The organism is Bacillus sp. PS237, from assembly GCF_037963345.1.
Taxonomy (GTDB): domain Bacteria; phylum Bacillota; class Bacilli; order Bacillales; family Bacillaceae; genus Bacillus; species Bacillus subtilis.
In genome coordinates this window covers 2,354,283-2,378,321 of record NZ_CP150156.1, presented here as the reverse complement: position 1 = coordinate 2,378,321, position 24,039 = coordinate 2,354,283, and the positions used below count along the sequence as shown (strand labels likewise).

Sequence of the window (24,039 nt, the reverse complement as noted above, 5' to 3'; positions counted from 1 at the left end):
CGACATGTTTAAAATTGGTTACCGCACAATAAAGACCGCGCTTGGAACAGCTTTGGCTATTTATATAAGCCAGTTATTGCATTTGCAAAACTTCGCATCAGCAGGAATCATCACCATTTTGTGCATACAAATCACACAAAAACGGTCGCTTCAGGCCTCATGGGCCCGCTTTTCGGCATGCTGTCTGGCAATTGCTTTTTCTTATCTCTTTTTCGAGCTTATTGGCTACCACCCGTTTGTGATCGGAGCGCTTCTTTTGATATTCATTCCGATAACGGTTCTGTTAAAAATTAACGAGGGTATCGTCACCAGTTCTGTTATTATCCTTCATTTATACATGTCCGGCGGCATTACGCCTACTTTCATCTGGAATGAAGTTCAGCTGATTACGGTTGGCATCGGCGTCGCTCTATTGATGAACTTGTATATGCCTAGTCTTGACCGGAAACTGATTGCCTACCGCAAAAAGATAGAGGATAACTTTGCTGTCATTTTTGCAGAAATCGAACGGTATTTGTTAACTGGTGAGCAAGATTGGTCAGGAAAAGAAATTCCGGAAACGCACCAGCTCATTACGGAGGCTAAAAACCTGGCATATCGAGATGTGCAAAACCACATTTTGCGTTATGAAAATCTGCATTATCATTATTTTAAAATGAGAGAAAAGCAATTTGAAATTATCGAACGCCTTCTCCCTAAAGTGACATCGATCTCCATCACGGTAGATCAGGGAAAAATGATCGCTGAATTTATTCATGATTTGCGGGAGGCGATACACCCTGGGAATACAGCATACAAATTTCTGAAAAGACTTGCTGACATGAGAAAAGAATTTGAGGAGATGCCGCTTCCTGCGACTAGAGAGGAATTTGAAGCGAGGGCCGCTCTCTTCCATCTTCTCGGCGAAATGGAACAATATTTAGTGATTAAAAGTTATTTTAAAGGAATAAAAGCGCAAAAATCACTCGGATGATTCGCATGAGCTCTTCCTTCATTGGTCAACCTAATGAAAAAGGAGGAGCTTATGCGTTTTTTCTTATGTTCGATTTTCATGATGATTTCACCGATTTGGCCGCTCGGCGAAAATCCGCTGCCGGGTGATCCGTATGTTATTGTCAACAAGCGAACAAATGAACTTGCTGTTATCCTCGACAACAAAGTAGAAGGCGTGTATAGTGTGGCGACTGGAAAAACAGATGATTTGACGCCTGAAGGAGAGTTTTCGGTAACGGTAAAAGCGGAAAATCCTTACTACAGAAAGAAAAATATTGAAGGGGGATCTCCTGATAACCCGCTTGGGGCAAGATGGATCGGATTTGACGCGAAAGGAACGGACGGGCGGATTTATGGAATTCATGGGACAAACCGAGAGGAATCAGTAGGAAAATTTGTGTCTAACGGCTGTATACGTATGCATAACGATGAGGTTGTTCATTTGTTTCAAACGATACCAGTAGGAACGAGAGTGCTGATCACGGACGACAACCGCTCTTTTGAGGAGATTGCCATCGAGCATAAAGCTCTGATAAAAAAGCAGGATATTCCCATTGAATAAGGCGCCTGCTTTTTTATCGTTATAGAAACATGACGATTCCTGAGAGTACAGTTGAAAGAATAAAAACTCCCAAAATCACGATCAAAACGCTTTTCATCAGTTTTTGAGACATGATTTTCACTCCTTAAACAATCTGTCTATATTTTAGCGTGTTTTGAATGGGCGGACAAGCGATATCTATTAGCGAAAGCAGGGATGAAAATGAACAGGCTTGACCATATCGGGATAGCCGTTTTTTCGATAAAAGATGCAAGAAGCTTTTATGAAAATGTATTGGGGCTTGCATTTCTTCATCAAGAAACGGTTGAAGAGCAAAAGGTGAATGTTGCTTTTTTTCAAGCTGGTAGCGTCAAACTTGAGCTGATAGAGCCGTTGACAGCTGACAGCCCCGTCCATTTATTTTTGGAGAAGAAAGGGCAGGGACTGCATCATATTGCGTTTTTGTGCAACTGCCTATCTGAACAGCTTCAAGCATTGTCTGATCAGCATGTTCAATTGATTGACAGGTTTCCAAGACAGGGAGCGAACGGGAAAAAGATCGCGTTTATTTCCCCTCGGGAAACAAACGGTGTTCTTGTAGAGCTTTGTGAACCGAAAGGAGACCAACACAATGAGCATGAATGAGCACATGGATCATTTTTACACGAAACGCAAGCAGGCAGAAGAAGGCGGAGGACGGGAAAAGCTGGCTCAGCAGCGGCAAAAGGGCAAGCTCACTGCTCGGGAAAGGATCATATTTCTTCTAGATCAGGACAGCTTTATCGAATTACACCCCTTCATGGAAAGTCAAGTGTTAACAAGAGAACAGCGCATGTTAGGGGATGGGGTCGTGACAGGGTACGGCACAATTGACGGTCGCTCAGTTTATGTATTTGCGCAAGACTTCACAGTGTACGGAGGGGCGCTTGGCGAAACCCATGCCAGGAAAATCTGCGCTTTGATGGATCTGGCAGCAAAAAATAAGGCGCCGATTATCGGGCTGAATGACTCAGGTGGTGCGAGAATTCAAGAGGGTGTGTTATCATTAGATGGATACGGTCACATATTTTACCGAAACGTCTTATATTCCGGAGTCATTCCGCAAATATCGGTTATTTTAGGGCCGTGCGCTGGAGGCGCTGTATATTCTCCGGCACTCACAGATTTTATATTTATGGCTGAACAGACTGGCCGGATGTTTATTACCGGCCCGAAGGTGATTGAAAAAGTGACAGGGGAACAGGTTGATGCGGAGAGCTTAGGCGGAGCGGGGATACATAATGCCGTCAGCGGAAACGCCCACTTTTCCGGGCATACGGAGAAGGAGGTTCTGACAGGGGTGAGAAAACTACTGTCTTATTTGCCGCTGAATGGCCGGACAACAGAGCCGAAGCCAGAGAAAGAGGCGTCCAGACCGTTATTAAACCGTCTTGTCCCTGCTGATACGACAAAGCCTTATGATGTTCGGAAGGTGATTAGGGAGCTGGCTGACCCGCAGTCTTTTTTTGAGATTCAGCCATTTTTTGCGAAGAACATTGTCATTGGGTTTGCAAGGCTGGGTGAAAAAGCAATCGGCATCGTGGCGAGCCAGCCGAAGCATCTGGCGGGAAGCCTGACGATTGACGCTGCTGATAAAGCAGCAAGGTTCATCCGTTTTTGTGACGCATTTGATATCCCGCTGTTGACTGTCGAAGATGTCCCGGGGTTTCTGCCGGGTATTCAGCAAGAGCACAACGGAATCATCAGGCATGGAGCAAAATTATTGTTTGCTTATGCTGAAGCGACTGTCCCAAAAGTCACACTCATCATTAGAAAAGCGTACGGCGGCGCCTATGTGGCCATGAACAGCAAAGCGATCGGAGCGGACCTTGTGTTTGCATGGCCGAATGCTGAAATCGCAGTGATGGGTCCAGAAGGTGCGGCATCGATTTTGTATGAAAAGGAAATCAAAGCTTCAGCTGACCCGCAAAAGACGAAACGCGAAAAAACTGCTGAATACAAAAAGCAAAACGCCGGCCCATACAAAGCGGCCGCTTGTGGAATGGTCGATGACATCATTTTGCCGGAAGAATCAAGGGGAAGACTGATTCAAGCTTTTCATATGCTTACACATAAGACAGAAGAGAGACCGAAAAAAAAGCACGGTAACATACCGCTTTAATATGGAGGGACTTACAAATGGTGAATGAAAAACGCCTGCTGGAAGAATTTTTAGAGCTTGTCCAAATTGACTCAGAAACAAAGCACGAAGCTGAAATCTGCAAAGTGCTGAAACGAAAATTTTCTGATTTAGGTGTGGACGTTAAAGAAGACGATACAATGGATATCACGGGCCACGGAGCCGGTAACCTGATTTGCACGCTAAAAGGGACAAAACAAACAGATACGATCTATTTTACATCTCATATGGACACAGTTGTACCCGGAAACGGCGTAAAACCAGTTGTAGAGAACGGTTACGTCAAAACTGACGGCACGACGATTTTAGGTGCTGATGATAAAGCGGGATTGGCTGCAATGTTTGAGGCGATTAAGGTGCTGAAAGAAGAAAATATTGAACACGGCACGATTGAATTCATCATCACAGTAGGGGAAGAATCGGGTCTGATCGGAGCGAAGGCGCTTGACCGTTCTATGATCACTGCATCCTACGGCTATGCTCTTGATTCAGACGGAAAAGTCGGAAATATCATTGTGGCCGCGCCGACACAGGCGAAGGTAAGAGCGGCAATTTTCGGGAAAACCGCTCACGCCGGGGTTGAACCTGAAAAAGGCATTTCAGCGATTACAATCGCTAGCAAAGCCATCTCAAAAATGCCATTGGGCCGTATCGATGAAGAAACAACAGCTAATATCGGCCGGTTTGAAGGCGGCACACAAACAAACATTGTGTGCGACGAAGTTCATATTCTTGCTGAAGCGCGCTCTTTAGTTCCTGAGAAAATGGAAGCTCAGGTTCAAAAAATGAAAGCTGCTTTTGAAGAGGCAGCTGCTGATATGGGCGGACGCGCAGAAGTCGAAATTGAGGTTATGTATCCGGGCTTTAAATATCAAGACGGCGACCAAGTTGTTGAAATCGCGAAAAAAGCGGCTGCTAAAATCGGACGTCCAAGCGAGCTGCAAACGAGCGGCGGCGGAAGCGACGCGAACGTAATCGCTGGTCATGGCATCCCGACGGTCAATCTTGCTGTCGGTTATGAGCAAATCCATACAAAAAATGAAAAAATGCCGATCGAAGAGCTCGTTAAAACGGCAGAAATGGTTGTTGCCATTATTGAAGAGGCGGCAAAATAAAAAAAGAAAACCCGAGTGCGATTTCCCGCATCGGGTTTTTTTAGCTCCATTTCCTAAGCGGCCAAAATAACACATCCTGTTTTTTAGCATAATGAAGCAAGGGGTCTGACTCCGGCAATGTAATACCGTGAGCATCAGTCACCGTATTGACTGAAATTTCTGCTTCGGCGTTTTGCAGCAGCCACGGATGATGATGGATGTCTTCGTAATAGAGCTTATTGCGATAAGTGGTGTAGAGCCTGTATCGTTCTGTCAGCCAGTAATCGAGCGAATCCTTTTCTGCTGTAAAAGGCGCTGAAATTGGCCGGTATGCGGCGTGGAATGCTGCTTCTTTGTCATTTTTCCGCTTGCTGACATAGTCAATGGCATCACCGTTTTTTTCGGACTTCATATCCGCGTAAAAATAAGGCAGATGAAAGAATGTGCGAGCGCCAAGGACCGCCAGACGATGATCGGCATCTAAGCTAAAAAAATAAATGCCGGGCTTGCCTTTATACGTGACATAGGTGCGGAGGTTAAGCTCAGGAAATGCACGCGCACCGGGAATGACAGGGAGATAACGCGCCCTCAGGTTCGTGAGCATAAAGGGAAGCATGCTGATCCAAGCTTGCCCGTTATATGTATCTAATTCTAAAACGGACGGTACCAAAGCGCGAAGGATAGAAACATCAACAGGCCAGTGAGCAAATAAGACATCATTCCAGGTTTGTCTCATGATCCAGATTCCATCAGGTACAGAAATATTTTTTTGCTGAAAGCGTTCCGTCAACGTATAGGCTCCTTTCGGTTGGAGGTGAGTAAAGGTATTCCCGATTTCCTTCTTTTTAAACGATACGGCTATTTTTTAGGATGGCCATTTCTGCTTCAGCCATGATAAACAAGACTGTTTGGCGCGGTACTTTGCAAGTAACAAAAAACAACCCCGGCTTTTTGCACGGGGTTGCTTTTTTATTTCACCGACTCAGTAAGAGCGGCTGTTTTTTTACTTTTATGATGCGTCATCTGAAGGACGATGTTTTGCACTGTCAAAAACAGTCCGCTTGTAAACCAGTACAGCGGAAGGGCTGCCGGCACATTAAGCGAGAAAATCGTCATCATCACAGGGAAGATGAACACCATCAATTTTGCGGATTGCTGCGCTGCAGGGTTTTGCGGGACAGCGGAATATTTCGCGCTCAGTTTTTGAGCGATATAGGCTTGGACAAAATACATAATCCCTGCACTAAGGGACATGAGAATATCAGATTGCCCTAAACTGAACCATAGAAACGAGTGTGACGCAATTTCAGGTGTTGAGCGAATCGCGTAATAAAGCCCAATCATAATCGGAGACTGAATCAGCATTGGAAGACAGCCCATCGCAAGCGGGTTGATATTATGCTCCTGATACAGCTTCATCATTTCCATTTGCAGCTCTTTTTGCTTTTCCGGGTCCTTCGTCTTTTTCAACTTAACCTGGATACTGTCAACCTGAGGTTTAATAACGGCCATTTTCTCTTGGAAGATGCGCTGTTTTTTGAACTGATTGACAAACAAAGGCAATACAACTATACGCACAATAATGGTTACGAGGATAATAGAGAGTCCGTATTCTCCGTGAAACAGCCCGGCAACACCCTTAAGCAGAGCGGAAAACGGTTCGATTAAATAATCGTGGAAAAAACCTACGTTGCTGAGGCCTCCCACCTGATTAGTCGCTGCAAATGCAGCATTGCCCGAGCATAATACGATCAAAAAGATACCCATAGCCAAAAGTTTTTGATATGTTTTTAACAATTTTGTTCTCCTCCTTTTTATAAATGCGGTTTATAAAAGAAGAGAACCGGCGTCTTCCTCATCGTTCACAGGCGAATTCATGCGGAAGACTTTACGTATCCAAGTTGTAATGCGATGATATATAATAATAAGAAAGTCTGTTCGGTTAATGTGAAAGACCGTCTGATGTTCATCTGTTCGTTTTGATTTCCATTGCTCGCCCGCACGGCACTCCCGTAAGAGGAATGCAATCCCGATTGCCGTTAGAGCAGGAAGAATAATTGTGAAAAAATCGACTAAGAATAAAACGTCATTTATCGATTCCACAAACATTGTCATCACATCCATTCAATAGCTTCATTTTACTATATGTACAAGCTGTTGTCTAATGACCGAAAAGGAGATTTGTTTATGCCGGGAAAGAGCCGAATTATTTTCCATATTGATATGAATAGCTTTTATGCGTCGGTTGAAATGGCATATGATCCGGCTCTCCGGGGAAAGCCGGTCGCAGTTGCCGGAAACGTAAAGGAGCGAAAGGGCATTGTGGTAACATGCAGCTACGAAGCAAGAGCGCGCGGCGTCAAAACAACGATGCCGGTTTGGCAAGCGAAGCGCCATTGTCCTGAGCTCATCGTTCTTCCGCCGAACTTTGACCGCTATAGAAACTCTTCACGAGCGATGTTTACCATTCTTCGTGAATATACTGACCTAGTGGAGCCTGTCTCCATCGACGAAGGCTATATGGACATGACCGATACACCATACAGCAGCCGCGCTCTAGAGACGGCAAAAGAAATCCAAAGCAGGCTGCAAAAAGAGCTGCTGCTCCCGTCAAGCATAGGGATTGCACCGAATAAATTTCTCGCTAAGATGGCGTCTGATATGAAAAAACCGCTTGGAATTACGATCTTAAGAAAGAGGCAAGTGCCCGATATCCTGTGGCCGCTTCCTGTTGGAGAGATGCACGGAGTCGGCAAAAAGACAGCGGAAAAACTGAAGGGACTCGGCATCCATACAATCGGAGAGCTAGCTGCAGCTGATGAACACTCGCTGAAGCGCCTGCTTGGCATCAACGGTCCGCGCCTTAAAAATAAAGCAAATGGCATTCACCATGCGCCGGTTGACCCGGAGCGCATTTACGAATTTAAAAGCGTCGGCAACTCATCGACACTTTCCCATGATTCCAGTGATGAAGAAGAGCTGTTAGGCGTTTTTAGAAAGCTTGCCGCTTCTGTGAGTGACCGTTTACAGCGCAAGGAAGTCATGGCTTCGAAGCTTTTTATTATGATTAGATATGCGGATTGGAGAACCATCACAAGAAGCACTACGCTGAGAAACCCGATTGATCAAAAAAATGACATTTTGAAAGAAGCGGAGCACCTCTTTTTTAAACATTGGAATAAAAATCCTGTCAGGCTGCTTGGCATTACCGGAACGGATTTAGTAGAAAAAGAGCAGGCCTATAAACAGCTCGATTTGTTCAGCTTTAATGAAGATGCGAAGGATGAGCCCATTCAGCAGATGATGGAAAAGCTGAATAAAAAGTACGGTACCAAACTGATCAGAAAAGGGGCAACGTTAAAAAAAGAGGAGAGCAAAACAAAGGGAACAAGCTTTAATAAAGATTTTTTTCAAGATGAAAAGAAAAGCTGAATCGCTTGAAAAAAAGGGTGAATGTATGGTAATTTCTTTATTATAAATATCATTTTATTTTAATTTAAATTTTAAAATGATTAAACGTTTGCAGAAGGGACGTTAGAATATGTCAAAACAACAAATCGGCGTTATCGGACTTGCGGTCATGGGTAAAAATCTGGCTTTAAATATCGAAAGCCGGGGATTTTCTGTTTCTGTTTACAACAGATCAAGCAGTAAAACTGAGGAGTTTTTACAGGAGGCAAAAGGAAAAAATGTTGTTGGCACTTACAGCATTGAAGAATTTGTCCAATCCTTGGAAACACCGCGCAAAATCTTATTAATGGTTAAAGCGGGAACTGCAACAGATGCGACAATTCAATCTCTTCTTCCTCATCTAGAGAAGGATGATATTTTAATTGACGGCGGTAATACATACTATAAAGATACACAGCGCCGTAACAAAGAACTCGCTGAAAGCGGCATTCATTTTATCGGAACAGGCGTTTCCGGCGGAGAAGAAGGAGCGCTTAAAGGACCTTCTATCATGCCTGGCGGACAAAAAGAAGCACATGAGCTTGTAAAACCGATTCTTGAAGCCATTTCTGCAAAAGTTGACGGAGAACCTTGTACGACATATATCGGTCCGGACGGCGCCGGCCATTACGTAAAAATGGTGCACAACGGAATTGAATACGGAGATATGCAGCTGATCTCTGAATCATATTTCATTCTGAAACAGGTGCTGGGCCTTTCTGCTGATGAGCTTCATGAAGTTTTCGCTGAATGGAATAAAGGTGAGCTTGATAGCTACCTGATTGAGATTACGGCTGACATCTTCACAAAAAAAGACGAAGAAACAGGCAAACCGCTTGTTGATGTGATTCTTGATAAAGCAGGCCAAAAAGGAACAGGAAAATGGACAAGCCAAAGCGCACTTGACTTAGGCGTTCCGCTTCCGATTATTACTGAATCTGTATTCGCACGCTTTATCTCAGCTATGAAGGAAGAGCGTGTAAAAGCGAGCGGACTTCTTTCAGGACCAGAAGTGAAGCCTGTTACAGAAAATAAAGAAGAGCTGATTGAAGCGGTCAGAAAAGCGTTGTTCATGAGTAAAATCTGTTCATACGCGCAAGGATTTGCCCAAATGAAAGCTGCTTCTGAAGAATACAACTGGGATCTGAAATATGGTGAAATCGCTATGATCTTCCGCGGTGGTTGCATCATTCGCGCGGCATTCCTTCAGAAGATCAAAGAAGCTTACGATCGCGAGCCTGAGCTTGACAACCTGCTTCTTGACAGCTATTTCAAGAATATTGTAGAAAGCTATCAAGGAGCGCTTCGCCAAGTGATTTCACTTGCAGTTGCCCAAGGTGTGCCGGTGCCATCATTCTCAAGCGCATTAGCCTACTATGACAGCTACCGCACAGCCGTACTGCCTGCAAACTTAATCCAAGCACAGCGCGACTACTTTGGCGCTCATACTTATGAGCGTACTGACAAAGAAGGCATCTTCCATACTGAATGGATGAAGTAATCAATAGAAACCCCCGAAGCTCTTAAGCTTTGGGGGTTTTGTTATTAAGGAGATTGTTATACCTTTGTTCAGCGTAAAAAAGCCGAAAATGCTTGTAAACATTTTCGGCTTTTTTCTTCTTATTATATGTTCCACCAGTGTAAGCCGTCTTTCACCAAAAGATCATCAGATTCTTTCGGTCCCATTGAGCCTGATTCGTAGTTAGGAGATAAGGTTTTGTTTGCTGCCCATGTTTCAGAAATAGAGTCGACAAAGCTCCAAGAAAGGGCAACTTCATCCCAGTGTGCAAAGTTTGTTGCATCGCCAAGAAGACAGTCGTGAATTAGTTTTTCATATGCTTCAGGGGTGTTCAACTCGTCATTGCAATTGCTGCAATAATCGAGTTTGATTGGCTGTGCGTGTGCTGCTCCGCCAAGCTTTTTAGCATTTAAGTAAAGCGTAATGCCTTCGTCAGGCTGAATATGAATGACAAGCAAGTTCGGATTCATGTTGTTTTCATTACCGTAGTACAGGTTCATCGGAATGTCCTTAAATTGAACGACAATTTTTGTGGACTTTTCTTTCATTCGTTTTCCGGTTCTGATGTAGAATGGAACACCAGCCCATCTGAAGTTGTCGATCAAGAGCTTGCCGGCAACAAAGGTTTCTGTATTGGAGTCAGGAGCGACATTATCTTCATCTGTATAAGCAGGAACCGGTACACCGTCAATTTCACCAGCATGATATTGTCCGCGCACAAAGTATTCATCCACTTCGTCTTTTGCAATAGGACGCAGTGCTCTCAGCACCTTCACTTTCTCGCTGCGGATTTCTTCTGTGTTCAATTTGATAGGCGGCTCCATTGCAAGAAGGGCAACCATCTGCATAATATGGTTTTGCACCATGTCGCGAAGGGCGCCTGATTTTTCGTAATATCTTGCGCGGTCTTCAACGCCTAGTGATTCGCTAGATGTGATTTGAATGTTTGAAATGTAGCGGTTTGTCCAAAGCGGTTCGAAAATCGCATTGGCAAATCGAATCACTTCAATGTTCTGAACCATTTGTTTGCCTAGATAATGGTCGATTCTGTAAATTTGATCTTCCGTAAATGCTTCGCGGATTTCTTTATTCAATGCCTGTGCGCTTGGCAGATCATGGCCGAACGGTTTTTCGATGACAAGGCGGGACCAGCCGGTTGTAGCTGTTACACCCTCTGATTTTAATGTTTTTGCAATCGTTCCGAAGAATTCAGGAGCCATTGCCAAGTAGAACATTCTGTTGTTAGGAATTTGATATGTATCTTCCAGCTGGTTAAGCAATACGTTTAGCTCTTGATAAGAACCAGGGTTTGTCACGTCAAACGGGTGATAGTAAAAATGAGACGTGAAATCATCTATATGCTTATCTGCAGATGAGGAAATGGATGTTTTAACAGTTTGGCGAAGATCCTCATTAGACCAAGGTCTTCTTCCAACTCCTACCACTGCAAACTCTTCTCCGATTTGTCCGTTTTGATATAAACGGTGAATAGACGGATACAATTTTCGTTTTGCTAAATCTCCAGTTGCACCGAATATGACAATTACTGCTTTTGGTTGTTGGTTTGTTTTCACTAAAAGTACCTCACTTTATTCGAAGCTTTATTTTAGTACACCCCGTATATTTCCTTCATTTTAAATCTAAAATTCAACGAAAGCAAACATTTAAGCCCTTTTTTAAGCAGAATGCTGAAAAAATGTTTCTAGCACGAAAGGATTGTTCTTTTCAGAGGCAAGATTCACATTTTCCGCTTGATCCTGTATTCTTGTAGGTATCTGGTTCTAGTAGGAGGAAGGAAACGTGGAATTACTTTTTTTAGGGACGGGAGCCGGCATCCCCGCCAAGGCGAGAAATGTAACGTCGGTGGCATTAAAATTGCTTGAAGAAAGGCGTTCGGTATGGCTTTTTGACTGCGGGGAAGCCACACAGCATCAAATTTTACATACAACGATTAAACCTCGTAAAATAGAGAAAATCTTTATTACACACATGCACGGCGATCATGTATACGGACTTCCGGGGCTTCTGGGGAGCCGTTCCTTTCAAGGCGGAGAGGACGAGCTGACAGTGTACGGACCTAAAGGGATCAAGGCGTTTATTGAAACAAGCCTTGCCGTCACGAAAACCCATTTGACATATCCGCTTGCGATCCAGGAAATTGAAGAAGGAATCGTGTTTGAGGACGATCAGTTTATTGTCACAGCGGTATCTGTTATTCATGGAGTGGAAGCCTTCGGGTACCGTGTGCAGGAAAAAGACGTACCGGGTTCCTTGAAGGCTGACGTATTAAAAGAAATGAACATCCCGCCCGGACCTGTATATCAGAAAATCAAAAAAGGCGAAACGGTAACGCTTGAAGACGGACGAATCATCAATGGGAATGATTTTCTGGAGCCTCCTAAAAAGGGAAGATCTGTTGTGTTCTCCGGTGATACGAGAGTAAGTGACAAACTAAAAGAGCTTGCGAGGGATTGTGATGTGCTTGTTCATGAAGCAACCTTTGCTAAGGAAGACCGTAAACTTGCTTATGATTATTATCACAGTACAACGGAACAAGCGGCTGTAACAGCGAAAGAAGCAAGAGCGAAGCAGCTCATTTTAACCCATATCAGCGCAAGATATCAGGGAGATGCTTCTTTGGAGCTTCAAAAAGAAGCGGTTGACGTTTTCCCCAATAGCGTGGCGGCATATGATTTCTTAGAGGTAAACGTCCCGCGAGGCTGAAGGCGGAGCTCTTATTTGACAATTTGTGATGACGTTGTATAATAAAACGTAATCATTACGTTTTATAAGGAGATGTTAATTATGAGAGTAAATGTTACTTTAGCTTTGCACTGAAACGGGAGACCGAAATTACATCACAACAAAAAATAAACGCACCAATCCAGACCGTTTGGAGCTGAAAAAATATTCACCGCGTTTAAAGAAATATACCCTTCACCGTGAAACAAAATAATATAAAAGACCGGGAATCCCTTACGGCCCGGTCTTTTTTTACGTTAATTGACTGCCTGGTAAAGAGGAGCGGCCTGCTGGCACGCTGCGCACCATACGTCATAAATAGCCAAGTGAACGATATGAGGTTCATCATGATGGATGTTGTGGGAGCTGTTTTTAGCTTGAATCCAGCCGCTTTGGTTAGATAGAGACAATATGCTGCTGTGCAAGTTTTGCCACTCCTGTTCAGCAGCGAATTTCTCAGTCCGTTCTCCTGATGACAACACAAGAAGAGGCATGTTTCCTAAGTGGACTTGCCGCTTTTTGAGCTCCTGCAGACTTTTTGAAAACTCTGCATGTGTGCCCTCAAGCATCATCTTTCTCGTATGTGATTTGTGCATTTCTTCGGGTATAAAGGTAAAGCTGGCGCAATCGCCTAAAGCTGGGTCAAGAAGGACCATGCCGATAATATCATGCTTGTTTTTGCAGGCCCATAAACCGGTGATGACAGCTCCGTATGAGTGTGAAACAGCCAAATAAGGAGGTTTTACATCAGCTGCTTTAAGCAAACTCTCCAATTCTTTCACTTGTTGATCAGCTGTTCGTTTAGCTCTGCTTTGCCCGCTTTTTCCTATGCCTGCCCGATCATATGTGAAAATGCCAAATTCATCATCAATGTCCGCCATTAATGGTTTCCACGTCTCAGAAGAAGTACCATAGCCGGCCTCAAAGACAATCGTTACACCGCTTGATCCTTTCCGGTGCTGTGTATGAAACGCACATCCGTCAATTGTATATGTCTTTTCCATCCAAGCTGATTTCATTGGAGTCATCTCCTCTAATTGGTTCTACTAGGGAGACGGAGAACCTTAGCCGATCGTTTCTCTAAAAATAAAAAAAGAGATATCCTCTACAGGATATCTCTTATGGGCATTACCAGCCTCTTTCGTATTGAACAGGGGCCGGAATCTCTGTATTGAGCTGTTTCGCAGCAGTTCTTGCAAAAAATGGATCCCGCAAAAGCTCTCTGCCGATAAAGATGAGGTCGGCACGTCCGTTTTGCAGAATTTCTTCAGCCATTGAACCGTCTGTAATCATGCCGACGGCACCAGTAGCCATGTCCGCCTGTTCACGGATTTTCTCAGCGAAGCTGACCTGATAGCCAGGGAATACGTTAATGTCTGCGTGAACAAGGGCGCCTGAGCTGCAGTCAATTAAGTCAACACCCTGCTCCTTCATCCATTTTGCAAAACCGATGTGATCGGCAATGTCTAAGCCTTTATCAGTGTAGTCAGAAGCAGATACACGGACAAATAAAGGACCGTCCCATACTTGTTTGACTTCATCAATGATCTCTCTCAAGAAACGATAGCGGTTTTCAGGTGAGCCGCCATATTCATCTGTTCGATGGTTGGAAAGCGGAGACAAAAATTCATGAATTAAATATCCGTGCGCCGCATGAATTTCAATCACATCAAAGCCGGCTTCTTTTGCGCGGGCAGCCGCTTGCTTGAACTCCTGGACCGTTTCTTTTACTTTTTCTGCTGACATTTCTACAGGTGTTGCTGATTGTTCGTCAAACGCAATCGCCGATGGAGCGAAGATATCTCCTTCAAGCTCAGCTTTACGTCCGGCATGGGCAAGCTGAATGCCGATTTTTGAACCTTGTTCTTTGACCTGCTCAGTCAGTTTTGCAAAGCCTTCAATATGCTCGTCGCTCCAAATGCCTAAGTCTTGGTCAGTGATTCGTCCTTGAGGGTTAACCGCTGACGCCTCTACAATAATCAGTCCGACCTGGCCGATTGCGCGCGATATGTAATGTGCCATGTGGAACGGTGTTAATTTTCCGTCCTTTTCATGAGAAGAATACATGCACATTGGCGACATGACAATGCGGTTTTTTAACGTCATATCTTTAATTGTAATAGGTGTAAATAATTTTCTGGCCATTTCTTTCGCCTCCCGTAAGGTTTTTAGAGATTGATTATATCAAGTCATTTCTTTCCCGTCATATAAACTGCTCAAATGAACCGCTTTTGTCAAACATTTCTGTATAATAGACGAGAAATCAGTTTATTTTTCAGTATAGAAGCATTTTTATTCATAGGAGGGGCGGAATCAATGAATTGGCAGACGAAGGACGAATTGCTGGCACTTTTAACTTCTCTTGTGCAATACGAAAGCATCACCGGTTCAAAGGGCGAGGTAGCGCTTGCAGAGTATCTTTATTTTATTTTGAAGGACAAGCCCTATTTTCAAAAGCACCCTGATGATGTAACACTTCATCCGATGGACGATGGCAGATCTTTTCTTACGGCTCTAGTCAAAAAGAAGAATGTCAAAAAGACAGTGCTTCTGCTGAGTCATTTTGATGTCGTTGACATAGAAGATTACGGCGAATTTAAACATATGGCTTGCAAGCCTGCTGAGCTTTTGAGCTCCTTTTTAGAGAAAAAAGAGCTGCTCCCGGAACGTGTGAGAAGAGATGCCGAAAGCGGAGACTGGCTGTTCGGAAGAGGGACGATGGATATGAAAGCGGGGCTTTGTATTCAACTGTCGATGCTGGAGAGGGCAATGAACGGGCATTTTGAGGGCAATCTGCTGTTGATAACGGTTCCGGACGAGGAAGTGAATTCAAGAGGCATGATTGAAGCGGTTCCTGCATTGAAGGAGATGGAGAAAAAGCATGATATCACATTAACCGCTTGCCTGAATGCCGAACCGATGTTTGAAAAATTTCCCGGCGATCAGCAGCAATATTTTTATACAGGAAGCATTGGCAAGGTGCTTGCGGGTTTTTTCTGCAAGGGGATTGAGACACATGTTGGAGAGCCGTTTTCAGGTCTAAACGCAAATTTAATGGTATCTGAGATTAACCGTTTGCTTGAACTGAATGCTGATTATTGCGAAAAGGTTGATGGCGAGGTCACTCCGCCGCCGGTAAACTTAATGCAAAAGGACTTGAAAGAGGCATATTCAGTCCAGACACCGCATACAGCCGTCACATTATTTAATGTGCTGTCAATGAAACGCTCAGCTAGTGAGCTGCATCAGATGCTGCTTAAAACAGCAGAACAGGCGGCGGAGGAAATCATGTCGAACGTTCGGAAGAAAACACAGGATTTTCAACAATTTGAGCCATTTCAGCCGATTGAGCGGGACGTCACTGTTTTGACATTTGATGAGCTGGTCTCGCGTGCAAAAAAGCGTGCGGGGATCTCGGAAACAGAGCGGGCTCTAAATTATGCCTTTGCTAACAGGGGGGAGCTTGGAGACAGGGATTTTTCGACGAAAATTGTTTCTGAGCTTGCTTCGCTTTGTAAGGAGGATGCGCCGCTCATCGTTCTGTTTTATAGTCCGCCGCTTTATCCAGCTGTTTCTTCAAAGGATGATCAATTGATCAGAAATACAGCAGATCAGATAAAGCATTATGCGGCTGAGCGATACGGCATTGCATTACGGGAGGTTCAGTACTTCCCCGGACTTTCGGACTTGAGTTATCTTCAGCTGGAAAAACAGGAGGTTGATGCATACACAAGCAATATGCCGCTCTTTAACAGAGGGTATTCATTGCCAAGCGGTAAAAATCAGGCTTTATATGTCCCAGTTTTAAATGTCGGTCCGGCTGGTAAAGACCCGCATAAATGGACGGAAAGATTGTATATGCCTTATTCCTTTGAAGTGCTTCCCGATTTGCTTTCATTTACGATCTCCGCGCTATTAAAGCAATCAGAATCTGCCGGCCAGCTGCTGCGGGAAAAATAAAAAACAGAAGGCACTGTGCCTTCTGTTTTTGTCCTTACATCTAAGAATGTCTCTCTAAGGCGGCACCGGCAAACTGTTCTTTGATTTCTGCGCTCCGTTTAGCTGTTTCTTCAATACAGTGAATAATTGCTTCTTCAAAGCGGGAGTCCTGTAAAGCGCGAAGACCTGCCTCTGTAGTGCCCCCAGGACTGGTGATTTCTTTACGCAGCTTTTCCGGCTGTTTGCCGCTTTGGAGGAGCATATCTGTTGCCCCTGCCATTGTCTGCAAAATGAGTGCTTTTGCCGTTTCTTTATCTAATCCTACTTTTTGTGCTGCTTTTTCCATCGCCTCAATATAACGATACACATAGGCCGGGCCGCTGCCTGCGATTGCAGTGACAGCGTCAAGATGCCGCTCCTCAACCAGTGTTGCATCACCGATTGTTTCCAATAGAGCTTTTGCGGCAATAATATCATTCTTGCTTGCTTCCGTGCTTACGGAAAATCCGGTTGCTGATTTTCTGATTGCCGCTGATGTATTAGGCATGACGCGAATGACCGCGAGCTTTCTGCCAAAATAATGCTGAATGGTTTCGATGGTAAGGCCTGCAAGTACTGAAATGACAAGCTGGTCCTTGATATACGGCCGGATGCTGTCGATGCTTTCCGCCGCGTCTTTCGGTTTGAAAGCGAGGATAATGATATCGGTGTGAGTGAAAAACTCATTTTTATCTCTGCATGGACGCACGCTGTACGTTTCCTTTAATTCAATCAGACGCTCGTCATTTGAGCGATTTGTAATATAGATATGTTCTGGTTTTGTGATGCCGCTTTGCAAAATGCCGTTGATCATTGCTTCTGCCATTGACCCGGCGCCGACAAATCCTATCTTTTTCATTGATATCCTCCTTCTATTAGAACAACAAAAAACCTTTTCATCACGTAAAGGACGAAAAGGTTCGCGGTACCACCCTCATTAGCACAAATTGTGCTCAGCTCAAATCCCCGTAACGCGGGAAACGTTTAGGTTTTCCTAACCGCGACTTGAGGGCAGGTTCTACAAACAAGCGGGCCGCAACACCTTTCAGCCGGGGGTATCGCTCTCTTAGGCCATTGCCTTGTATACTATTCCTCGTCATAGCGTTCCAATGGTTCTCGTTTTAGTTTGTTGTTCATTATGCAATGGCGGACAAGCTAATGTCAATAGCTTTTTCAAAAAGGTTTGTTCTCATTCTGCAATAATGACACAAGACCGAGAAAAAGCTAAAATATGAATAATGAATGAAGACAAGGAGCGAAAGGATGACAACTGAAGATGTAATTGCGATCCGCGTCCCGACACCGTTTGCTGTCGGCGATGTTATCGTTTACCTCGTAAAAGGTGATGCGCTGACACTTATCGATGCCGGGCCGAATACAAAAGAGGCTGCCAGAGCCTTACAAGAGCAGCTTGCCGCTGTAAATGTGAAATTGTCAGATATCGAGCAGGTTGTACTGACTCACCATCATGCTGATCATGCAGGCTTGCTTGATGTCTTTTCAGATGAAATCGAAGTGATTGGGCATACATTCAACGAACCTTATATCAGCCAAAATCAAGCCTTTATGGATTGGCAAAAACGTTTTTTTCAAAAGCTGCTGCCTGAATTAGGCGTTCCATTTGATACGGGGAAGGCGGAAAAGCTGATTCGATCAGCGTACGCATTTTCCTGTACGAGATCTCTGACAAAATCAATCAGAGAAGGTATGGGCATAGATGGGCTTGAGGGCTGGTCTGTGTTGGAGATGCCTGGACATGCTGAATCGCATATTGTTCTGTTCCATGAAAAAAGCGGAAGGATGCTTGGCGGCGATCTACTGCTGGCAAACAGCTCGTCTAATCCGATTTTGGAAGCGCCGAAAGCGGGAGACGTCAGGTCAAAGCCTTTAGTGGATTATCAGCGGTCATTGCGAAGGCTGTCTCAACTTGATCCAACAATCGTATTTCCTGGTCACGGCGAGCCTATCACCAGTGTACAAGCGCTGATTGAGAAGCGTTTTGACAAGCAGAGGAACAGGACGGAGGATGTGCGTCGCATGCTGGATGAAAAGCCGATGACCGCTTTTCAGGTCTGTCAGCAGCTTTTTCCTGCTGTATATGAAAAGGAATTGTTTTTAACGATGTCAGAAACGGCAGGTCACCTTGATGTGTTGGAGGCTGAAGAAGCCATCACGTCATATTGGGAAGGAAATACCGTATACTTTAAAACAATGAAGAGGTGAAATGGGTGAAACATATAGCGGGAAAAAGGATTTGGATAACCGGCGCTTCAGGAGGGCTTGGAGAAAGAATCGCATACTTATGCGCGGCTGAAGGAGCCCATGTCCTGCTGTCGGCTAGACGCGAGGATCGTTTGATAGAAATCAAAAGGAAAATAACCGAGGAATGGAGCGGACAGTGTGAGATTTTTCCTCTGGATGTCGGCCGCCTAGAGGATATCGCCCGGGTCCGCGATCAGATCGGCTCGATTGATGTACTGATTAACAATGCAGGCTTCGGTATATTTGAAACGGTTTTAGACTCTACATTGGATGACATGAAAGCGATGTTTGATGTGAATGTCTTCGGCCTGATCGCCTGTACAAAAGCGGTGCTTCCGCAAATGCTTGAGCAAAAAAAGGGACATATCATCAATATCGCCTCTCAAGCGGGGAAAATCGCCACACCGAAGTCTAGCCTGTATTCCGCGACCAAACATGCCGTGTTAGGTTACTCAAACGCTTTGCGGATGGAGCTTTCGGGAACCGGCATTTATGTGACAACAGTCAACCCGGGCCCGATTCAGACGGACTTTTTTTCCATTGCTGATAAAGGCGGGGACTACGCCAAAAATGTCGGCCGCTGGATGCTTGATCCTGATGACGTGGCAGCTCAAATTACAGCTGCAATTTTTACGAAAAAGCGGGAGATCAATCTTCCGCGTTTAATGAATGCCGGCACTAAGCTGTATCAGCTGTTTCCAGCTCTTGTAGAAAAGCTGGCAGGACGCGCGCTCATGAAAAAATAATGATAGAACTGCCTGTGGTGGAGTGGCTTGTTTCTCACGGGGCAGTTTTTGATAGTGGAAGGGAGAGATTGTTGAATGTCAGTTCATTCAGAAGTCCTTCATGCTCTGCTTAAAGATCCGTTTATTCAGAAACTGATTGATGCAGAGCCTGTATTCTGGGCAAATTCAGGCAAGAAAGAGGGGCCATTACCCCGTGCAGATGAGTGGGCAACCGAGATAGCGGAAGCGGAAAAAAGAATGCAGCGGTTTGCACCTTACATTGCCGAGGTGTTTCCTGAGACGAAAGGCGCTAAAGGAATCATCGAGTCTCCGCTTTTTGAGGTGCAGCATATGAAGGGAAAGCTGGAAGCGGCATATCAGCAGCCATTTCCCGGAAGATGGCTTTTAAAGTGCGACCATGAGCTTCCGATTTCAGGATCGATTAAAGCGAGGGGCGGGATTTATGAAGTGTTAAAGTATGCTGAAAATCTCGCGCTTCAAGAAGGAATGCTTCAGGAAACCGATGATTACCGCATCTTACAGGAAGAGCGGTTTACCGGGTTTTTCTCCCGCTATTCGATTGCTGTCGGTTCGACAGGAAATCTAGGTTTAAGCATCGGCATCATCGGCGCGGCACTCGGGTTTCGCGTGACAGTGCATATGTCCGCCGATGCTAAGCAGTGGAAAAAGGATCTCCTCCGCCAAAAGGGAGTCACTGTTATGGAGTACGAAACAGATTACAGTGAAGCGGTGAACGAAGGGAGACGGCAGGCGGAACAAGATCCATTCTGTTATTTTATTGATGATGAACATTCTCGTCAGCTGTTCTTAGGATATGCTGTTGCTGCAAGCCGATTAAAAACACAGCTTGACTGTATGAATATAAAGCCAAGTCTTGAGACGCCCTTGTTTGTGTATCTGCCGTGCGGAGTCGGCGGAGGACCGGGCGGTGTAGCATTTGGGCTGAAGCTTTTATACGGAGATGATGTTCATGTGTTTTTCGCAGAACCAACTCATTCACCTTGTATGCTGTTAGGGCTTTATTCAGGACTTCACGAGAAGATCTCCGTCCAGGATATCGGCCTGGATAATCAGACGGCTGCTGACGGACTTGCCGTAGGGAGGCCGTCAGGATTTGTCGGCAAGCTGATTGAACCGCTTCTGAGCGGCTGTTATACGGTAGAGGACAATACGCTTTATACTTTGCTTCATATGCTGGCTGTATCTGAAGATAAATATTTAGAGCCCTCTGCTCTTGCTGGCATGTTCGGGCCGGTTCAGCTTTTTTCGACAGAAGAGGGAAGGCGCTATGCTCAGAAATATAAGATGGAACATGCCGTACATGTCGTCTGGGGAACGGGAGGAAGCATGGTTCCAAAAGATGAAATGGCTGCGTATAACCGAATCGGTGCTGATTTGCTAAAAAAACGAAATGAAAAATAAGCAGACAGTGAAAAGGTTTTCCGTTACAATCTTTGTAAGGGTTTTAACCTACAGAGAGTCAGGTGTAAACAGTGAAAAATAAAGAACTTAACCTACATACTTTATATACACAGCACAATCGGGAGTCTTGGTCTGGTTTTGGGGGGCATTTGTCGATTGCTGTATCTGAAGAAGAGGCAAAAGCTGTGGAAGGATTGAATGATTATCTATCTGTTGAAGAAGTGGAGACGATCTATATTCCGCTTGTTCGCTTGCTTCATTTACATGTCAAGTCTGCGGCTGAACGCAATAAGCATGTCAATGTTTTTTTGAAGCACCCACATTCAGCCAAAATTCCGTTTATTATCGGCATTGCCGGCAGTGTCGCAGTCGGAAAAAGCACGACGGCGCGGATCTTGCAGAAGCTGCTTTCGCGTTTGCCTGACCGTCCAAAAGTGAGCCTTATCACGACAGATGGTTTTTTATTTCCTACTGCCGAGCTGAAAAAGAAAAATATGATGTCAAGAAAAGGATTTCCTGAAAGCTATGATGTAAAGGCGCTGCTCGAATTTTTGAATGACTTAAAATCAGGAAAGGACAGCGTAAAGGCCCCGGTGTATTCCCATCTAACCTATGACCGCGAGGAAGGTGTGTTCGAGGTTGTAGAACAGGCGGATATTGTGATTATTGAAGGCATTAATGTTCTTCAGTCGCCCACCTTGGAGGATGACCGGGAAAACCCGCGTATTTTTGTTTCCGATTTCTTTGATTTTTCGATTTATGTGGATGCGGAGGAAAGCCGGATTTTCACTTGGTATTTAGAGCGTTTTCGCCTGCTTCGGGAAACAGCTTTTCAAAATCCTGATTCATATTTTCATAAATTTAAAGACTTGTCCGATCAGGAGGCTGACGAGATGGCAGCCTCGATTTGGGAGAGTGTCAACCGGCCGAATTTATATGAAAATATTTTGCCAACTAAATTCAGGTCAGATCTCATTTTGCGTAAGGGAGACGGGCATAAGGTCGAGGAAGTGTTGGTAAGGAGGGTATGAAATGTGCATCATATTGAACTGTATGTCTCTGATTTGGAGGCGTCTAGGCGGTTTTGGGGCTGGTTCTTAAAAGAACTTGGTTATAAAGAGTATCAAAAATGGAGCTCAGGCATCAGCTGGAAGAAAGATCGTTTTTACCTAGTGATTGTGCAGGCGAAAGAGCCATTTCTAGAGCCGGAATACCATAGATGCCGAGTCGGTCTGAACCATCTCGCATTTCATGCTGAATCCAAGCTTCAAGTCGATCAGATGACTGAAAAATTGACGGCAAAAGGCTATCGTGTGTTGTACCGAGACAGGCATCCTTTTGCCGGAGGAGACGGGCATTATGCAGTCTTTTGTGAGGATCCAGACCGGATTAAGGTAGAGCTCGTTGCCCCAAGCTGTTAATCGTGATCTTCGGACAGGCTGTTCAGCTTTTTCTCAATGCGATCCAGCTGCGCTTTTCGGTTTTTCGCATACTTGAAGCCTGTAACAGCCGCAAAGACGACAGCGGCAAATATAATAAATACAAACAGCTGAAACATCACATCACCTATATTCATGTTCTTCACCTCATGTTTGCGGGAGAGATTCATTCTCTTCCGTTTTTTATTTAAAGCGGCTTTTCCAGACGGGAACGGTGTTTTGTGGTCTCCATTTTCATTTGCCGATAGGCGAACGCTAAAAATGGCAGGCCGAGCAGGGTAATGCCGCTCAGGACAGAAAAAATATAAATCGGCCGGCCAGCGCCAAACAGGTCTATACATATCCCCCCGACCCAAGGGCCGATGACGTTTCCGAGCTGTGAAAAACCGATTGCCCCGAAATAAGTGCCTTTTAATCCTGGTTTTGCAATCTGGTCTACATACAAATCCATCATAGAGAATAAAAGCACTTCGCCGATTGTAAATGTGATGACAATCATCACAATTGATGGAACACCGTGTGATACGGTGAAAATGGCCATGCTGATGCTAACCATCACATTACCGAGCATCAGAGAACAAAGCGGCGAAAACCGTTTTGCAAAATGGACAATGGGAAATTGCGTCGCCAACACAACGATTGCGTTTAATGTCAGCATCAGCCCATACAGCTTCGTTCCATTGCCGATCAAGGGGTTCTGCGCCATATACTGAGGGAATGTGGAACTGAATTGTGAGTAGCCGAAGGTGCATAGCGTAATGCCGACCAAAGCAATGGTAAAAAGATAATCCTTTTGCGTGACCATAAACGCTTCCCGCACGCTCATATTTCGGGACTGGGCTGGTGCTGATAAGGATGGATGTTTTTTAAATTGGAGGGCAAGCACAATTCCGTATAGTCCGTAAATGACTGCAGGCACCAAAAAGGGCGTAGTCGATTGCGATGAGCCGAAATATAGGCCAAGCACAGGTCCGAAGACAACGCCGATATTAATAGCCGCATAGCGTAAATTAAAAACTAGCAGTCTCGTTTTTTCTTCTGTCATATCAGACAACAAGGCCTTTGAAGCGGGCTCAAACAGTGATTTGCAAAGACCGTTTAATGCGTTTACTACAAAAAACACCCAGAGATTAGATGCTGCCGCAAAGCCTGCAAATACCAGCATCCATCCGAAAATCGATACAAGCATCATGTTTTTTCTGCCGAATTTATCTGAGATATATCCGCCGTAAAAGCTTGCGAGGATGCCGACTGATGAGCTCGCGGCGATGACCAGCCCTGCATAGGAAGCTGATGCGCCTTGGACGGCTGTCAAATAAATCGCTAAAAAAGGAATGCTCATCGATGTTGCCATTCTGCCGAAAATGGTTCCGATTATAATTGTCCAGCTGATCGGGTGGATATCTTTCCATTTCTTCATGAATTATATTCTCTCCTGTATGTATGATCTTTCTCTATCATATATGAAAAAATTTCCTTCTCCAATAGATCGTTCAAAATATTTCGTTATTGACATGTAGTATGCCTGATTGTATGGATGGCAATATACTATGCGTTGAGGATGCGTGTGGCTGACGGAGTTTACATCTTGAAAGAAGGAAAATGACGGGATGTCCGATGAAAAGCAAAGCGATTGGTCAGTGAGGGTGTGTTAGTTTAAGCCGCCAGAACGTG

General features: G+C 44.7%; 24 protein-coding genes and 1 pseudogene. 15 read left to right on the top strand and 10 right to left on the bottom strand.

The genetic code is table 11. From position 1 onward, the window contains the following. The first annotated feature begins 4 nt into the window (after positions 1-4). A complete protein-coding gene (locus NST22_RS12150; RefSeq protein ID WP_003246146.1) occupies positions 5-973 on the top strand; it encodes an aromatic acid exporter family protein in 969 nt (322 codons plus the stop codon). A gap of 51 nt (positions 974-1,024) precedes the next feature. Next, positions 1,025-1,555 carry a L,D-transpeptidase gene (locus NST22_RS12145; RefSeq protein WP_004398604.1) on the top strand — a complete coding sequence of 177 codons (531 nt, stop codon included), beginning with the start codon at positions 1,025-1,027 and terminating at the stop codon, positions 1,553-1,555. Positions 1,556-1,574: 19 nt separating this feature from the next. On the opposite strand, the gene prli42 is transcribed toward NST22_RS12145, so the two are convergent. Further along, positions 1,575-1,667, bottom strand: a complete 93-nt coding sequence (prli42, locus tag NST22_RS12140; RefSeq protein WP_003226489.1) for a stressosome-associated protein Prli42 — start codon at positions 1,665-1,667, stop codon at positions 1,575-1,577. A gap of 89 nt (positions 1,668-1,756) precedes the next feature. Between prli42 and mce the strand changes: the two genes are divergently transcribed. Genes mce through NST22_RS12125 form a run of 3 tightly spaced genes read left to right on the top strand, consistent with a single transcriptional unit; the run spans position 1,757 to position 4,828 of the window. Beyond that, a complete protein-coding gene (gene mce / locus NST22_RS12135) occupies positions 1,757-2,179 on the top strand; it encodes a methylmalonyl-CoA epimerase (RefSeq protein ID WP_004399095.1) in 423 nt (140 codons plus the stop codon). Continuing rightward, positions 2,172-3,695, top strand: coding sequence for an acyl-CoA carboxylase subunit beta (locus NST22_RS12130; protein ID WP_010886564.1), 1,524 nt, complete (start codon positions 2,172-2,174; stop codon positions 3,693-3,695). The genes mce and NST22_RS12130 overlap by 8 nt, the downstream gene beginning before the upstream one ends. A gap of 17 nt (positions 3,696-3,712) precedes the next feature. Next, entirely contained in the window at positions 3,713-4,828 is a 1,116-nt protein-coding gene (locus tag NST22_RS12125) for a tripeptidase T (RefSeq protein WP_003230352.1), read from the top strand. Positions 4,829-4,868: 40 nt separating this feature from the next. Here the strand turns inward: NST22_RS12125 and NST22_RS12120 are convergent, their stop codons facing one another. The 3 genes from NST22_RS12120 to mifM all read right to left on the bottom strand — a co-directional run bounded on the left by NST22_RS12120 (position 4,869) and on the right by mifM (position 6,922). Next, positions 4,869-5,597 carry a DUF2071 domain-containing protein gene (locus NST22_RS12120; RefSeq protein ID WP_004399111.1) on the bottom strand — a complete coding sequence of 243 codons (729 nt, stop codon included), beginning with the start codon at positions 5,595-5,597 and terminating at the stop codon, positions 4,869-4,871. 179 nt (positions 5,598-5,776) lie between these two features. Continuing rightward, entirely contained in the window at positions 5,777-6,604 is an 828-nt protein-coding gene (locus tag NST22_RS12115; RefSeq protein ID WP_003230359.1) for a membrane protein insertase YidC, read from the bottom strand. A gap of 30 nt (positions 6,605-6,634) precedes the next feature. Beyond that, positions 6,635-6,922, bottom strand: coding sequence for a membrane protein insertion/folding monitor MifM (gene mifM, locus NST22_RS12110; protein WP_010886563.1), 288 nt, complete (start codon positions 6,920-6,922; stop codon positions 6,635-6,637). Between the two features lie 72 nt (positions 6,923-6,994). Here mifM and NST22_RS12105 point away from each other — a divergent pair, with 72 nt between their 5' ends. Next, positions 6,995-8,239, top strand: a complete 1,245-nt coding sequence (locus NST22_RS12105; RefSeq protein WP_004398755.1) for a DNA polymerase IV — start codon at positions 6,995-6,997, stop codon at positions 8,237-8,239. A gap of 109 nt (positions 8,240-8,348) precedes the next feature. Beyond that, on the top strand, positions 8,349-9,758 hold the full coding sequence (gene gndA, locus NST22_RS12100; RefSeq protein ID WP_003230365.1) for an NADP-dependent phosphogluconate dehydrogenase: 1,410 nt from the start codon (positions 8,349-8,351) through the stop codon (positions 9,756-9,758). A gap of 122 nt (positions 9,759-9,880) precedes the next feature. On the opposite strand, the gene zwf is transcribed toward gndA, so the two are convergent. Beyond that, positions 9,881-11,350: a glucose-6-phosphate dehydrogenase gene (zwf, locus tag NST22_RS12095; protein WP_003246151.1), complete on the bottom strand. Its 1,470-nt coding sequence runs from the start codon at positions 11,348-11,350 to the stop codon at positions 9,881-9,883. A gap of 226 nt (positions 11,351-11,576) precedes the next feature. On the opposite strand from zwf, the gene rnz reads away from it, so the two are divergent. Together rnz and rpmG are read left to right on the top strand one after the other, a co-directional pair. After that, positions 11,577-12,500 carry a ribonuclease Z gene (gene rnz / locus NST22_RS12090; RefSeq protein ID WP_004398681.1) on the top strand — a complete coding sequence of 308 codons (924 nt, stop codon included), beginning with the start codon at positions 11,577-11,579 and terminating at the stop codon, positions 12,498-12,500. An 81-nt stretch (positions 12,501-12,581) separates the two neighbouring features. Next, a pseudogene (rpmG, locus tag NST22_RS12085) lies at positions 12,582-12,732 on the top strand (50S ribosomal protein L33). Between the two features lie 43 nt (positions 12,733-12,775). On the opposite strand, the gene NST22_RS12080 reads toward rpmG, so the two are convergent. Together NST22_RS12080 and namA are read right to left on the bottom strand one after the other, a co-directional pair. Beyond that, positions 12,776-13,537 carry an alpha/beta hydrolase gene (locus NST22_RS12080; protein ID WP_003230373.1) on the bottom strand — a complete coding sequence of 254 codons (762 nt, stop codon included), beginning with the start codon at positions 13,535-13,537 and terminating at the stop codon, positions 12,776-12,778. 109 nt (positions 13,538-13,646) lie between these two features. Continuing rightward, entirely contained in the window at positions 13,647-14,663 is a 1,017-nt protein-coding gene (gene namA / locus NST22_RS12075) for an NADPH dehydrogenase NamA (protein WP_003230377.1), read from the bottom strand. 171 nt (positions 14,664-14,834) lie between these two features. Here namA and NST22_RS12070 point away from each other — a divergent pair, with 171 nt between their 5' ends. Next, positions 14,835-16,478, top strand: a complete 1,644-nt coding sequence (locus NST22_RS12070; RefSeq protein WP_004398867.1) for a M20/M25/M40 family metallo-hydrolase — start codon at positions 14,835-14,837, stop codon at positions 16,476-16,478. A 40-nt stretch (positions 16,479-16,518) separates the two neighbouring features. Here NST22_RS12070 and proC read toward each other — a convergent pair whose 3' ends face one another. Beyond that, positions 16,519-17,355 (bottom strand): pyrroline-5-carboxylate reductase, encoded by an 837-nt coding sequence (gene proC, locus NST22_RS12065; protein WP_004398788.1) that lies wholly within the window; start codon positions 17,353-17,355, stop codon positions 16,519-16,521. A gap of 404 nt (positions 17,356-17,759) precedes the next feature. On the opposite strand from proC, the gene NST22_RS12060 reads away from it, so the two are divergent. The 5 genes from NST22_RS12060 (at position 17,760) to NST22_RS12040 (ending at position 22,347) form a co-directional block, all read left to right on the top strand. Next, positions 17,760-18,719, top strand: a complete 960-nt coding sequence (locus NST22_RS12060) for an MBL fold metallo-hydrolase (protein WP_004398688.1) — start codon at positions 17,760-17,762, stop codon at positions 18,717-18,719. A gap of 5 nt (positions 18,720-18,724) precedes the next feature. Next, positions 18,725-19,504, top strand: a complete 780-nt coding sequence (locus NST22_RS12055) for an SDR family oxidoreductase (protein ID WP_004398795.1) — start codon at positions 18,725-18,727, stop codon at positions 19,502-19,504. A 75-nt stretch (positions 19,505-19,579) separates the two neighbouring features. Beyond that, the gene (gene dsdA, locus NST22_RS12050) at positions 19,580-20,926 is read left to right on the top strand and encodes a D-serine ammonia-lyase (protein WP_004399082.1); all 1,347 of its coding nucleotides are present in this window, start codon (positions 19,580-19,582) and stop codon (positions 20,924-20,926) included. 71 nt (positions 20,927-20,997) lie between these two features. Then, complete coding sequence (gene coaA / locus NST22_RS12045) at positions 20,998-21,957, top strand: type I pantothenate kinase (protein ID WP_003245966.1); 960 nt, start codon at positions 20,998-21,000, stop codon at positions 21,955-21,957. A 3-nt stretch (positions 21,958-21,960) separates the two neighbouring features. Next, complete coding sequence (locus tag NST22_RS12040; protein WP_004398989.1) at positions 21,961-22,347, top strand: VOC family protein; 387 nt, start codon at positions 21,961-21,963, stop codon at positions 22,345-22,347. On the opposite strand, the gene NST22_RS12035 is transcribed toward NST22_RS12040, so the two are convergent. Together NST22_RS12035 and NST22_RS12030 are read right to left on the bottom strand one after the other, a co-directional pair. Continuing rightward, positions 22,344-22,502 carry a hypothetical protein gene (locus NST22_RS12035; protein WP_004398585.1) on the bottom strand — a complete coding sequence of 53 codons (159 nt, stop codon included), beginning with the start codon at positions 22,500-22,502 and terminating at the stop codon, positions 22,344-22,346. The two genes, NST22_RS12040 and NST22_RS12035, sit on opposite strands and share 4 nt — an antisense overlap. A gap of 50 nt (positions 22,503-22,552) precedes the next feature. Further along, entirely contained in the window at positions 22,553-23,785 is a 1,233-nt protein-coding gene (locus tag NST22_RS12030; protein ID WP_004398495.1) for an MFS transporter, read from the bottom strand. Positions 23,786-24,039 lie beyond the last annotated feature (254 nt).